This is a genomic window from Segatella hominis (assembly GCF_019249725.2).
Classification (GTDB): Bacteria; Bacteroidota; Bacteroidia; order Bacteroidales; family Bacteroidaceae; genus Prevotella.
Genome location: NZ_CP137559.1, coordinates 2,141,161 through 2,155,791, shown reverse-complemented (window position 1 = coordinate 2,155,791; position 14,631 = coordinate 2,141,161). Strand labels below are relative to the sequence as shown.

Annotated in this window: 12 protein-coding genes; 9 read left to right on the top strand and 3 right to left on the bottom strand. The window is 40.6% G+C overall.

The genetic code is table 11. The annotated features are described in order from the left end of the window. Positions 1-895: 895 nt before the first annotated feature. Positions 896-3,976, top strand: a complete 3,081-nt coding sequence (locus KUA50_RS08940) for a hypothetical protein (protein ID WP_318346017.1) — start codon at positions 896-898, stop codon at positions 3,974-3,976. Between the two features lie 333 nt (positions 3,977-4,309). Beyond that, a complete protein-coding gene (locus KUA50_RS08935; RefSeq protein ID WP_218458234.1) occupies positions 4,310-4,579 on the top strand; it encodes a hypothetical protein in 270 nt (89 codons plus the stop codon). A 90-nt stretch (positions 4,580-4,669) separates the two neighbouring features. Here the strand turns inward: KUA50_RS08935 and KUA50_RS08930 are convergent, their stop codons facing one another. After that, a complete protein-coding gene (locus KUA50_RS08930; protein ID WP_218458245.1) occupies positions 4,670-5,875 on the bottom strand; it encodes an IS256 family transposase in 1,206 nt (401 codons plus the stop codon). Positions 5,876-5,964: 89 nt separating this feature from the next. Here KUA50_RS08930 and KUA50_RS08925 point away from each other — a divergent pair, with 89 nt between their 5' ends. From KUA50_RS08925 to KUA50_RS08910, 4 genes are all read left to right on the top strand, one after another. Further along, positions 5,965-6,342, top strand: a complete 378-nt coding sequence (locus KUA50_RS08925) for a leucine-rich repeat domain-containing protein (protein WP_256624393.1) — start codon at positions 5,965-5,967, stop codon at positions 6,340-6,342. 348 nt (positions 6,343-6,690) lie between these two features. Next, positions 6,691-7,641 (top strand): helix-turn-helix domain-containing protein, encoded by a 951-nt coding sequence (locus tag KUA50_RS08920; protein ID WP_318346016.1) that lies wholly within the window; start codon positions 6,691-6,693, stop codon positions 7,639-7,641. 128 nt (positions 7,642-7,769) lie between these two features. Continuing rightward, positions 7,770-8,891, top strand: coding sequence for a site-specific integrase (locus KUA50_RS08915; protein WP_218458158.1), 1,122 nt, complete (start codon positions 7,770-7,772; stop codon positions 8,889-8,891). A 366-nt stretch (positions 8,892-9,257) separates the two neighbouring features. Then, positions 9,258-10,004: a hypothetical protein gene (locus KUA50_RS08910; protein WP_218458159.1), complete on the top strand. Its 747-nt coding sequence runs from the start codon at positions 9,258-9,260 to the stop codon at positions 10,002-10,004. 127 nt (positions 10,005-10,131) lie between these two features. Here KUA50_RS08910 and KUA50_RS08905 read toward each other — a convergent pair whose 3' ends face one another. Beyond that, the gene (locus KUA50_RS08905) at positions 10,132-10,752 is read right to left on the bottom strand and encodes an HAD family hydrolase (protein ID WP_218458160.1); all 621 of its coding nucleotides are present in this window, start codon (positions 10,750-10,752) and stop codon (positions 10,132-10,134) included. A 12-nt stretch (positions 10,753-10,764) separates the two neighbouring features. Continuing rightward, a complete protein-coding gene (locus KUA50_RS08900) occupies positions 10,765-11,391 on the bottom strand; it encodes an NUDIX hydrolase N-terminal domain-containing protein (protein WP_007897099.1) in 627 nt (208 codons plus the stop codon). Between the two features lie 256 nt (positions 11,392-11,647). Here KUA50_RS08900 and KUA50_RS08895 point away from each other — a divergent pair, with 256 nt between their 5' ends. The 3 genes from KUA50_RS08895 (at position 11,648) to KUA50_RS08885 (ending at position 14,552) form a co-directional block, all read left to right on the top strand. Then, positions 11,648-12,019, top strand: a complete 372-nt coding sequence (locus tag KUA50_RS08895; RefSeq protein ID WP_007897100.1) for a helix-turn-helix domain-containing protein — start codon at positions 11,648-11,650, stop codon at positions 12,017-12,019. Positions 12,020-12,023: 4 nt separating this feature from the next. Beyond that, entirely contained in the window at positions 12,024-13,415 is a 1,392-nt protein-coding gene (locus tag KUA50_RS08890; RefSeq protein WP_218458161.1) for a DUF3987 domain-containing protein, read from the top strand. Positions 13,416-13,529: 114 nt separating this feature from the next. Next, entirely contained in the window at positions 13,530-14,552 is a 1,023-nt protein-coding gene (locus KUA50_RS08885) for a DUF6371 domain-containing protein (RefSeq protein WP_218458162.1), read from the top strand. Positions 14,553-14,631: the final 79 nt, after the last annotated feature.

Below are 14,631 nucleotides of genomic sequence, written 5' to 3'. Positions count from 1 at the left end.
ATTATATTCATTTGGATGAAGTGCAGCTCGTTCCTCGTTTTGAAAAGGTTCTGAATAGTCTGTTGAAATTGATAATGCGGATGTCTATGTGATAGCGTTTTGTAGATAGAGATGGTAAATGGAGCGCAAACAAATAGAGGTTGACTTTGTAATCAACGAAGGTAGCCTGTGATATTACATACTGTCTGCCTTGGCATTACCAGACGAGTAGAAACGTAAACAAGAAATAGCTTCTCTTCTAAAATTCACAGATTCATTCTTGAAGATTATTGTGGTGAAAGATGCCATCAAACCATGGAGAGAAGAGAATGGTATTATAACCATAGGTTTACTAGAATTTTTAATGGATGAAAAAGTTTGAAGCAATTGTAGAGATTTATGCTTATATGGTAGTTAACTTGTTTAACAGGTATATCGATGTATTTATGCGATGTATGTAAGGTGAAGTTTTAAAATCAAGCTATTACTATTTTGCTAAATTTTTGAGCAAAAGTTTGGTGTTGTCTATGATTTTGATTATCTTTGCCGACAGTATTAGTCAATTTGATGTTTAACAATAAAATTATAGATTTAAGAAACAGACAGAAATAGCGACGGAATACTTAGTAAGAGTTGGGTGTCGGCTCTCAGAGCCTAGCCTTTGATAATTTATTATTAACCCAAAAGGTGTTTCGTTTTTGACTTGAAATAAGATATTTAAAATATTGAGCTTTTAGCTCTTGTTCTCCTCAACAGAATACCGCCAATATTCACACAACGAGGACAAGCAGCAGGGTAAGGTTCATGCCTCTTTAGGCGTGAGCCGTTCTGTGCTTGTGTTGTGTAAGGCCACTTGGCGGTAGCCGTGTTGAGACAAGCCACGAACGGTTCCGCCTTTTTTTATTGACTTTATTTTATGAGTAATTTTACAAAATTATGGAGAAGTATGCTATTGGCGTTGCTGATGGTATGGCTTCCTAATGTCGTGATGGCAGCAGGAGAAAATGATGACTTACAGGAGTTTATCAATAACTCTTCCTCAACATTGACAAGAGCAAGTGATGTGATAGAGGTTGACCTCTCGAAGTTTACAGCGACCACACGTACCAAGACGTTGGAGATTAGTACCGGTAAATCTTATCGTTTTACCAATGGTACGTTGACAGCTGCAGATTCTTTTAGTGGTTTGCTTTTGAAAGTTTCAAAATCATCAACAGTAGAATTGGCTTCTACAGCTATACTAAAACCTGGTAATAATACAGATAGTAATTATCGGACTGGTGGTATTGTTGAATTAAATGGTGCTTCATTTATTATAAATGGAGGAACATTGGAAGCTTATCCTTTTAAAGGTGTTGTTTTGTATACAACTTTACTGAAGACGCAGGAAGGAACTACGTTAAGTAACAATATTAAAATAGAAGCAGGATATGTGTATGGACAAATTTTAACTAATAATTCTAAAGATGATGTATCATTGTTAGGGGGATATGTTTATAGCATCTATGCAACTAACTGTGAAGCTAATATTTTGTTTAATGCTAAATCTGCTCGATTAAATAAATTTATAAGTTATGTGACAAATTCCAATAAAGAAGCACATTTAAAATACATATCCTCAATAAAAGGAAATCCTGATAATTATGTAAGCTTTGCAAAATATAAGAATAATCCTGATTTGGTTATTGCAGAAGGCTATAACTATCAGTTGAATTCCAATGATGTGAAGTATATGAAGTTTAATTTTGTGGGTGGAGGTGCTGATGATTATGAAATATATTTAGACGGAAATCAAGCTAAGGTTCGTAAAACAGCCATAGCTTCTTCTGATGAACTTCAAGCACGACTTAATGAAATTGCTGCTAATGGAACTGGTACATATAGTAAACCTGATACTGTTATGATAGCAGATGCTGGTATTGATATAGATAAGATGATTACAGTTCCAACTAAGTGTTATGCAGTTTTAAAAGGTGGCTCGTTGAAATTTACAAATGGGATAAGAGACCATTATGCATTTTATGTAAGTAATAGTGCAATGCTGTCTTTACAGAATATTACTTTAGATTGTAACAATAATGTTTATGGTGTCAATAATGTGGTTTTTAATTGGTATTTTGGATTGGCAGCTTATGGTGGAAATTCATATTTGTCTATTGGACAAAATGTGACATTCAATAATATTAGTAGTAACAATAATATTTCTCTTGTACATTTGGGGGAAAATAAAGGTGAAGCATGTTTCTTCTATTATTCTGGAGATTATAAAACATCGGTAACAGCTGTTGATGGTGAAAGAGAACAAGGGGTTGCTTATATATATGGAGGTAGTATTGAAAGTAGTACTACCGCAATTAAGGCAAAAGTCGTTTGTCTTTATTATGGTTCGAGTGTAAAAGGTTCTAATACCGTAGTAGATTGCCGTAGGTTATACATTGATAATAAATCTACGATTAAATGTATCGACACTAAGGGAACTTGTGTTTCATTAGGTTCACAAGATGCGTTCTCTACAGGTAATTTTGTTGGCGGAAAAAATCAGATTGAGGTTCGTGAAGCGCTTTATATGTCTCGCTTTGCTCCACTGGCTGTTTATTTGTGTGCTAATGCTACATTACATACTTTTGAAAATAAAGTTGCGACAACCAACGTCTTGACTATTGATGGCGATTGGAGTAACTTAACTCTTGAAAAAGCATTTATGTCAAATGTAGATCCATCGGAATATAAGTATTACAAGTTCATTAATATTCCAGATGACCGTGAAATCTACTATAACGAAAAGGCAAAGACAGTCTCTATTCGTAAAAAAGTGTATGATGAAGATGATTTGCAACATTGGATAAATGGAGGTGGTAGTGGAAACGAGAAAGGTACAGAGGAAGACCCTAAGACAATAGATTTGCCTTCTGGTGGATGTGTGATAAATGATCCTGTAGGTATAGGAAGTGGTAATGCAGACGATGATTTGCAATGGTTTATTAATGGTGACAAAGGAGATGGAACCAATAAAGACTTTGTGCTCAAAGGCTCTGGTAGTTTTACCATTAAGAAATATACAACCTTGACCTTGACAAATCTTAATCTGTCAAATACAGGTTCTGGTTACATCTATGTAGAGGGTACTCTCATCATCGACATTAATATCAACATCACTCGCCTTATTCGTCTCATCCGTATACTCTCTGGCGGTCGAGTAATCTGGAAGGGTGGAAATGGCTCTGGCACAGACATTACCAAAGAGTTTTTCTATGTTGAAGACGGTGGTATCTTTGAATATCACGGAGGAACTATCAGTGGTGGTGAGTTTGGCTTCCACGGCTATGGCGAAACATATATCTATGGTGGAAACATCGGTGGTACGAAGTATGGTGGCTACACTTACCCATCAGGTACAACAACTATCAGCGGTGGCACTATCTCTGGCGGCTACTATAATGGTGGTACGACAACAATCTCTGGTGGAACATTCATTGGTGGCGGCTCTGGCATCGGCGGTTATGTCTATTGGAATGGCAAGGGTGGTAATACCACAATCTCAGGAGGTACATTCGGCACAGGTGGCAAGGGGACTATCTATAATGGTGGTAATCTCTATCTCGGTGGTGATGGTTATGCCTATGACTATATCTATAATGGTGCAAGTGGTAGAATCTACATTATCGCTAAGTTGAACATCATCATCCGCATCCATATCAATATCACGGACATTGTGCTTGATACTCCGATAATCTTGGGTGGAAATGGTTATGTTTTGACTTCTGATGACATCAAGAAGATTCAGATAATCTTGCCTGATGGTTATACTTGGCGATATGATGCTAGCCGTGGAGGCATCATCATCACTTCTACAACAGGCATCAAGGATGTGACAGTTGATGCAGACAATGAAGCACAGTACTTTGATGCAAGTGGTCGAAAGATAGAAAAATTACAAAAGGGCTTGAATATCGTGAAAACAAGCGATGGTAAGACCAAGAAGGTTATGATCAAATAATGTAGTTTAATAATTTTGATATAAATTAAAAGGAGAGTGTGTCATAAGTCCATGACACGCCCTCCTTTTTTAGTATGCTCGGCATGAGCCTATGTCTCCCTTTCGTTCGCTATGCCAATGACTCGATGATAAATAGGTTTTATAGCCATTACTTATTAATACATTCAATGATTTTGACCAGAAATGCCTTTGACCATTATGACCGAAGTACAATATGAAGAACATAATACACGTGAAAGATTTTCATGATATTTTTGATTTTTACCATAAATTCTTGTGGGTTTAATAATAAAGTTGTATTTTTGCGGAGAAAAGATTTAAATAGAGACGATTATGAAAGATTTTACTTTAAGAAAAAGGTTCTTGGATAGTAAAAGCGGAACCAGTAGTCTTTTTAAAGGCTTTGTTATGTTGGTAGTTCTGATGCTCATGACTACGAGTAGTGCGATGGCAGAAGAACTAAAATTTGAGGTGATTGATGGCTTTCGTTATTTGTTGGATTCTGATACGAAGACAGCTACACTTGTGCCTAAAACTGATGGTAAATATTCTGGTGATATTATTATTCCAGAGAAGGTTAAGGGTAATGATGGGGGGGTGTAAATTAAACTGTGTCAAGGCTTGTTCTTAACTTTCATTCCCACTCCCTGCTGGGGGCATGCCCCCAGCAGGGAAGCCTTTTCGGCTGCAAAGTTACATAATTTTAAATCTATCTCCAAATTTTATTGCCAATTGTTGAGAAAGTTGTCCCCAATTTGCCAGTGGCATAGTCCATTTCTTACGGATGTTGCGGTAAGCTAAGTACACAAGCTTCTCCAAAGAATTATCCGTAGGAAAGACCCCTTTAGTCTTTGTGACCTTTCTTACCTGTCTGTGATACCCCTCAACCGTATTGGTCGTATAAATGAGTTTACGGATGGCTGGAGTATATTGGAAATACTCTGTCAGACGTTCCCAATTGTCACGCCATGACTTGATGACAATTGGGTACATCTCTCCCCACTTAGACTCTAACAGGTCTAAATTAGCAGCAGCGGAGTCTTTGTTTACTGCACCATATACTGTTCTTAAATCCTTGATAAACTCCTTTTGATGCTTACTGCCAACATACTTGATAGAATTGCGTATCTGATGGACAATACAGAGCTGCACAGAACTCTCAGGAAATACGCTTTGGATGGCATCTGGGAAGCCTTTGAGACCATCAATACAACAAATCAAGATGTCTCGAACACCACGGTTCTGAAGATCCGTAAGAACTTCTAGCCAGAAGTTAGCTCCTTCACTCTTAGACACATACATACCTAACAGTTCTTTTTGGCCTTCCTTGTTGATACCAAGAATGTTGTAAATGGCTCGTGTGACAGCTCTGCCATTCTCATCCTTTACCTTATAATGGATAGCATCAAGCCAGCAAATGGCATATACAGGATCGAGCATGCGAGACTTCCAGACGGTGATTTCGGGTAATACACGGTCTGTTATAGAGCTGATAGTATCGGCTGATAGAGTTGTGTTGAACTCACGCTCAAAGTAGCTGCTGATGTCACGTGTGCTGGTGCCCATGGCGTACATCTCAATAATCTGGTCTGCCATGCCATTGGCAAGAATAGTCTCACGCTTCTTTACGGTCTCAGGTTGGAAAGTTCCGTCTCGGTCACGAGGAGTCTCTATAGTGACCTCACCATATTTTGTTTGAACCTTCTTACTCATCTTACCATTACGACGGTTGCCGGAAGAGCGTTCCTCTTCACTTAAATGAGCGTCCATCTCACCTTCGAGAGCTGAGTTGAGAATACGCTCTAACAATGGAGCTAATGCTCCGTCCTTGCCAAATAAGGCTTCACCACTACGCAACTGCTGAGCTGCTTTCTTGTAATCAATTTCTAAGTTGTCCATAATATAAAAACTGTGTTAAACTACTTTTATTGTAGCTTGACACAGTTTAATTTACACTCTCTGATGGGGTAGAGTATGTTGTTGCCTCATTGGGTGCTTCTTGCTTCGAAGGTTGCACTGGCTTAACCTCTATCACCATCCCTTCATCTGTTACTTCATTGGGTGATTATTGCTTCCCTGGTTGCAGTGGCTTAACCTCTATCACCATCCCTTCATCTGTTACTTCATTGGGTGATGGTTGCTTCCAAGACTGCAGTGGCTTAACCTCTATCACCATCCCTTCATCTGTTACTTCATTGGGTGATTATTGCTTCCCTGGTTGCAGTGGCTTAACCTCTATCACCATCCCTTCATCTGTTACTTCATTGGGTGATGGTTGCTTCCAAGACTGCAGTGGCTTAACCTCTATCACCATCCCTTCATCTGTTACTTCATTGGGTGGGAATTGCTTCTGGAACTGTATTTAGAGCCTTATAACTAACCATAACTTACTATGACTAACTAAATATAAATCCTTGATTTTCAATGCTATTTGATTTTTAACACTTTCTGAGTGCTTTTTGGAAGTTCCCGATTTTCCACATATTTTTGCAGCGTATTTCTACCGTGGAGAATTTGCGGAGCTTTTATTTTGTCATATCGTGAACGTAGTTGACAAGGGTTTACGAGTGGTTACGATGAAGGACAGATTTGAAGCTGATAGGCAAAAAGCGTTATATTGTGGACTGGGTTGACAAAGGTTGTCAATGGTTCACTTCCGTTTACTCCATAGGTGGAATACTCAAAGTATGTAGAACATAGCAATATCAAAGAGTATGAGACAGACAAGAAAATGTGAATTTTGTGGCAAGACATTCGTGCCAAGAAGCGGTATGCAGAAATACTGTTCCGAGGAATGTCAGGCAGAGGCAAAACGTCTTAGGAAGAAAAGACAGCAGGACTTGATTAACGGTATTGAGCCAATCATGGATCTGCAACATCAGGAGTATCTTACATTCTCAAAGGCAGCTGTGCTGATGGGATGCACCCGACAGTATATCTACAAACTTGTGGCTAACGGCAAGTTGAATGCATCAAGATTGAGCAGCAGAATGGCATTCGTAAGAAAATCTGATATAGAGAAGATGTTTGAGGGTAATCCCTACAAGCGTGTGATTCCTGCCAGCAAGAGCAAGCTCTGTAAAAAGGCAAAAACAGAAAAGCCAACACAAAACCTGGAACCAACAAAAGGGAAAGAGGAGAATGAGGTGCTTGACTATTATTCGGGCGAGGAAGTGATGTCCATTTATAAGGTCAAGAAGTCTTGGCTCTATACATCCGCCAAGCGCAACCAGATACCGATGTGCCGTATCGCTGGCAAGAACTATTACAGCAAACGGCATATTGACGAGTTCTTCGGTACTGCCGTTGACCTCAACAGCATCACGGAATGGGTGACTGCTGATGATGTAGAGGAAGCCTTTAGCATGAGCAAGTCAGCACTTAGGGCATATACATATCGACATAAGATACCCACCAAACGTGAGTACGGTCGTACCTATTATTCCAAGGAACATCTTGAAGAACTTCGCAGGACTGACCTCATGAACGATGACAACTATTATACCACCGAACAGATGCAACAGTTGTATGGTCTGACAAGTGCCAACATCTGCCATATCGTGAGAGTTCACCATATCAGTAAGGTAAAAGTGGGCGTAAAAAACCTGCTTTTGAAGACGGATGTGGAACGTGCAATGGCAGAAAGGGCAGCAAAAGGACTGTGATTTCAAATGATTTCATCATTATCCATCAGTTACTATGAATAATTGGAGTCACGGAGATTTCATTCCGTTATTTTGCAGCTGTGAAGAGACACTTCACCACGAATAATCATCAATAATACATATCAGTTATGAGCAACATTTGTAAGACCGTATCATTGCGTACACGCAAAATCAAGGACGGACGCATGCTGTCCTATTATCTTGACTATTATCCAGGCTATCGTGACGAGAGCACGATGAAAGTCATCCGCCACGAGTCGCTTGGCATCTACATTTATGCCAAGCCGAAGAACCAGACGGAACAGAAGTACAACCTCAACCTTACGGCAAGAGCCGAGGCGATACGCTGCCGTCGCTTCGAGGCTATCGTCAACGAGCGTTATGATTTCTTCGACAAGGAGAAGATGAAAGGCGATTTCCTTGCCTATTTCAAGAAACTGGCGGACAAGAAGAACTCCAAGTGGCAACACGTTTATATGCACTTTCGTACCTTCACGCAAGGCAAGTGTACCTTCGGGGAGATAAACGTGGACTTGTGCAACAGATTTCGTGAGTATCTGCTGACAGCACCACAGGGACTGCATAAGAACAGAAAGCTGCATATCAACTCAGCAGCCAACTACTGGTCAACGTTCCGTGCTTCAATCCACACTGCCTATCGTGACCGCAAGATAAAGGAGAACCCGAACGGTTTCTTGGAGCGTATCGAGACAATCCCGACTGACAAGGAGCATCTTTCACAAGACGAGGTTATCCGCTTGGCATCCACACCTTGCTCTGCTCCTGCCTTGAAGCGAGCCTTCCTGTTCTCTTGCCTAACGGCTTTGAGAAAGAGCGACATCAAGAAGCTCACTTGGGAAGAAATACAGCCATACGGCAGCGATGGTGTGATGTATGTCACTACACGAATGCAGAAGACAAAAGACATCGTGCATAACCCAATCAGTGAGGAAGCCTTGGAACTGATAGGCTATTCACCGGATAAACGTGGCAAGGTGTTCCCCGATTTCAAAGACTCCATGACACAGGCACCATTGAAGAACTGGCTGAGAGATGCAGGGATAACCAAGCATATCTCCTATCATTGCTCACGCCACAGCTTTGCCTGTCTCCAGCTCGATGCAGGAACCAGTATTGCGGTTGTGCAGCGTTATCTCGGTCACAAGAATGTGGCAACGACAGAAGTGTATGCCAAGATTTCCGATGCACAGAAACGTGCTTCGGTTGGCTGCATTACGTTGAGAAAGTAACCATTTGACAATAACACGCAGAAAAGGACTGTTGGAATGATAGTGTTCCAATAGTCCTTTTCTCGTTTTGTTGGTTCTATTTGCTGTCGTGGATAGAACCAATTCGACAAATACATCCTAATTTCTGTTGATATTAAAGAGGAACTGCAAATTTCCCTTTTCTTTGCCCTTACCTTTGTAGTCAGCAATTAGCAGCAACTGACACTAACGAGAAGTTTAAAGTATGATTCAGAGTATGAAATCATATTAGAACGCTAATAAAGCGTAAAAGAAAGAGTGCCAAAGAACGTAAATGCGGTTTTTACATGCTTCTGCATCTAACTTTGTGGAAGTTTTTGAACGAATAACAATAAAACGAATACAATAATGATAGAAAACAAGACAACTTCAGATTGTACCATCTACGCTTTTGTTGGTACTGCAATTCTCGCCATCTCTCTTGTCGTGGCTATGTATGTAGGCAATGACTTTCACCAAAGTCTGTTTGTCGAGTCAATCATCTTTGTAGGGAGCAACATCCTGCTTTGGGCGATATTCATTTCTATGGTGAATTATCCCTATGAACTGATGACCGTTGGTAGCAACAGCAAGACAAAGAAAAACGTTGTAGAAGCAGAGCCAGCAACAGAACAAGAACAGCCAATGCAAACATTACCACAAACAGAGTCAGCACGATACAGTCATGAAGACTATGCCAAGCGTGTAGAGGCACAAGAAAAAGAAGCACAGGAGGAAAAGGACAAGCGAACAAGAGCCGTACTTGACTATGTGCATCGTACCATGTCAAGGTTTCTTTATGAGGAAGATTTGTACAAGGTAATTGAGGCTGTCAAGGAATGGAGCAACGACACCAACTATACCCCGACAGCAATAAACCGCTTCAAGGAGACGGTTGAGAATATCCCTTTAAGGCACTTCGTGTGGAATATCGCAGAGCGTTTGGGTAAACGTGATTACACAATGGCCATGCGAATAGCTTTTATCAAGGCATTGTTCCCCAAACCGTTTGAAGGCTTGGACTACAGTACATTGAAGAACCTGAAAGCACCATGCTCCAATGATATAATCCCTATTGACGAGCCTGCCAATGGTGGATATGATTTCCATGGATGATAATGTAGCCTTTGGCAAAATCGCTTTTCTTCCCTATTTCCTTATAATTGGATATTACAACTAAAAAAGCCGTATCTTGACCAAATGGTCTTGATGCGGCAGATTTCATAATTAGTCAGTTCGTCTTTTATAGAATTTTACTTATATCATGGGGTGTCTTAAAATAATAGTCTGCACGTATAGGATTAGATACATTGTTGCTCCATAAAACCAATCCGGAATCAACACCGGCATTGTCAGCACATTGAATATCATAAATACTATCACCAATATAGAGAGCATTTTCGGGGTTTATATGGGCTTTAGCCAAATATGCTACTAAGGGTGCTGCTTTGGGCTTATGTTCATCAGTATCATCTGCACATACAATTGTGGAAAAAAAGTCCGCTAACCCTAATGGTTCAAAATCAGAATGATATTCTTGATATGTTTTGGAGGTTACAATGCCTAAAAGATAGCCTTTTGATAAAAGGGATTGCAAGCATTCTTTGATACCTTGAAAAGGTTGAATAGTGTGCTGGAGCAATTTCATATTCCTATCCCATCGTTTCAAAGCATCTTCTATGTCGGGTATTTTGAGTAATTCCAACGCATTTCTTCCGGTAATACCTAAAGCAAATTTCATACTTTCATATTGAGGTGCACGTCCCGTTATTTCTGTAATTGTTTTTATTAAAGAGTTGATGACTGCATATTCCGTATCTATCAATGTACCGTCTATGTCGAATACGATATGTTTATATTTCATATGTTTTATTTATTAGTCAAATAATACTTGCCAGTTTTTATCAGAGTAAGCAGAAAAGCACATTTTAATTTGTTCTTCGTTATTTTTCTCTTTTGCAAGAATAGGTAATTCTTCCAATCCGAAATAGGCACTCTCATCCGTTTCAATATTGGGTCGGAAAGATCCGCTTTCAATCTCACAAAGAACAAAAACTTTACAAACATTGTAGGCATATGGGGGAATATTATGTAAATTTCTATCCTGTATGGCTATTACCCGGATAGCTTTTACATTTAACCCTGCCTCTTCTTTTACTTCTTTTTCTGTATTAGTTTTGATACTCTGATTTATATCGACCCAACCACCGGGCAAAGACCAAGTTCCATTTTTCTCTTTCACAAGCAATATTTTATCATCTTTGAATATCGCAGCTCGTGTATCTAATTTAGGAGTTTGAAATCCAGTTTCATTGCAAAACAGATTCTTTACTTTTTCTATGGGTATTCCACTTTGCAGGCTGAGCATTTCTGCTGCAATTTCTCTAATGCGTTCAAAGCGTTCTATATCAAATACATCTTTGGAGTATGTCAATCCCCCTTGGGCAATGAATTGTAGTTCTTTTGCCCATTCAAGCCATTGTGGTTGTACTATTTTATTCATATAGTGAATGTTTGTATCGTTATATTGATATGCAAAGGTAATGTTTTGTTTCTAAACAATGACACAAAACACGTTCTCTTATACGGGTTCACCTTTATTTTAACAATATCATTGATAGATAGTTTCGGATAGGTAACTATCCAATAATCCCCATTGTTAGAGTTATTCCTTCGTGAATGACAAATGACTGTCACGACCCTCAGTAACGGAAGCATCATTCTGTTCCTTTGTCCCAGTTTTTTAGAACAACTTGTATATGACAAAGGAATTAACTTTCAACGACCTTCCAATGGTCGTTGCCCAGCTTCGGGACGAAGTGGTGGGCATGAAGCAGATGATCATCAGTCTGCAATCACAGAACAAGCCACACAAGGCGAACACGCACATACCTATGAGTGTGGAGGAAGCATCGGCATACCTGAAAATGCCGATGGCAACTCTCTACATGAAACTTGGAAACGGCAGCATTCCTGCCACCAAGCCAGGCAAGCGTTACTGCCTTTATCAAGATGAACTTGACAAGTGGCTGGAGACTAACCGCAAGAATCCGGTACCTCTCACAGCAGAGGAGGAGAATGCAGCCATTCTTGCAGGAAACAAGCGCAAGCCGAAACCCTTAAACTGGTAATGCTATGGATGCGCTTGAACTCTGCAACAAAATCAACATGGAAGCCGAGTCTTTAGCGGACTCAGGCTTCCCTCTTGAGGTGTTTCCACAAAAAATGCAGTCCATCATCATAGACATGGTGGTGCACGGCAATTTCAAGGTGGATTATGTCGCCATGTCCATGCTGTCGGCAGCATCAGCGGCTCTTGGCAATACCTATCGTATTCACGTTAAGCAGGATTGGGACACGAATGCCGCCCTTTATATCATATTGGTTGGCAGACCTGGCATGGGCAAAACCCCACCATTACAGCTTGCATACAAGCCAATTCGGGAGTATGAACGAAAGCTGTTTGACAAGTTTTGCTATGAACTTGACCTATATGAGGCAGCATGTGCAACAAAGGAAAGCGGAAGCAAGGAAATGAAGAAGCCTATTCTGAAAAGGGTCACATTGGATGACTTTACATTGGAGGCTCTGGTATTGGAGCATTACAACAACTTGCGTGGCATAGCCATCAACTATGATGAAATTCTCGGACTGCTTGCCAATACAGACAGGTATGGGAAAAATCCCATGCTTGAACGCCTACTTTCCATTTGGAGCGGATGCCACTTGGAGAACACACGTGTCAAGAATGACCGCCCACAACGTGTAGAAGAGCCATGTGTCAACATCATCGGTACAACACAGACCAAACGAATGAAGGAACTGATGGCTTCCAAATTCATGGATACAGGTTTTCTTGACCGTATTCTGGTTGTATATCCCAAATCCAAGAAAGTTCCACACTGGCTGGATGAGGAAGACAGCCATGTGCGCCAGAGCGAGGCTTCAAGAAAATGGGCTGACATCATCGGGAAAATCTTTGGACTTGACTATGCAAGGTGTAATGACACAAATGAATGTTGTCCAAATATCCTTTATATGGACAAGGACGCACATTCACTTTTCTTTGGTTGGTGGAACAGAAATGTGGATGCCATCAATGCCATAGAGGACGATGAGGATGTTGAAACGAGGGTGATGAAGCACAATACCCACGTCGCACGCATTGCCTTATTGCTCCAAGCTCTAAGATACGCCTGTGGCGAGAGCCATCTGCAAAGTATTGATGTGGATTCCATAGAAGGAGCATTACTGCTCAATGAATATTGTGAGAATTGTTATCAACGCTGCCGAGCCTTTGTTGCTGAAGACACCTGTGATTCTATGTCCAAGGAGTTGCTGTATCTGTTGGAAGACAGTTTTGACACAAAAACTGCCATTAAAACAGGAATGGAGAATCTGCGTGTTACAGACCGTACTGTGATGAACTATATAAAGGAGCTTATGAAGTCTGGACTAATCACAAAGGCAAAGAAAGGATTTTACGAAAAAGTAAAGTTCGAAACAGGACAGGCAACTGAAACATAAACCAACCTGTTTTCAGTATTCATTTGTTTCAGTTTTTCAGTTGACAAGTGCGTAACTGAAAACATGAAAGAACTGAAAGCTGAAATTCACCAATAATTCATTTCAGTTACGATGATGAACGAGTATAGATTTCACTTGGAGAAATACAGATCGGGTAATCGTTACACATGCCCGAATTGTGAGCGCAAGCGTTGTTTCACAAGATACATAGATGATGAGGGGGGAGTATCCTTCCCTGACAATGTAGGCAAATGCGACCATGAGCATAGTTGTGGGTATCACTATACTCCTAAAGACTATTTCCGTGAGCATCCAGGCTTTCTATCTAAGGACAAATTGCCATATCCGACAAGAAGGAATATCCAACCGAAAGTCGTAGAAAAGCCTATTTCCTATATCGCCAACGCTATTATGGAGCGTTCCTTGTCTCATTACGGAATCAATCCGTTATACCAGTACCTTTCCAAGGTCTTTGGTGAACAAGAGACAGAAAGGCTGATGAAGATGTATCATGTCGGAACATCCTATAAGTGGGGAGGCTCAACCATTTATTGGCAAGTTGACAAGGATGATAAGGTGAGGACTGGCAAGGTCATGCTATATAATCCCAAAGACGGACATCGTGTGAAAGAGCCACGTTCTTATGTTGGATGGGCGCATGCTTTTCTTCTTCTTCCAGATTTCAACTTGTGCCAATGTTTCTTTGGTGAGCATTTGCTGGCACAGCATCCCACAATGTCGGTCGCTATTGTCGAGAGCGAAAAAACTGCCATAATCGCATCACATTTCATCCCCAATTTCATCTGGTTGGCAACTGGAGGTATGCATGGCTGTCTCAACCAAATCGCTGTCAAGGTATTGGGAGCTCGGGACATCATTCTGTTCCCTGACCTTGGAGCAACGGACAAATGGAAATCAAAAATTCCATTGCTGCAATCTGTTTGCAAAAGGGTTGTCATAAGCAACATCTTGGAAGACAATGCCACCGATGAACAAAAGACCAAAGGTCTTGACATTGCAGACTTCCTGCTGATGACGGAAACACCGCAGATGGCGCTACAAAGGCTGATAAAGCAACATCCGCCACTCCAACATCTGATAGACTGTCTTGGGTTGGTGTTGGTGGAAGAGTCATAGCAGAGTGGGTAAGGATCTGCGAGCACGCTTGCGTGACGGACTTTCAAAAAAGTCCTAAACATAATAGGGACTTTTAGAT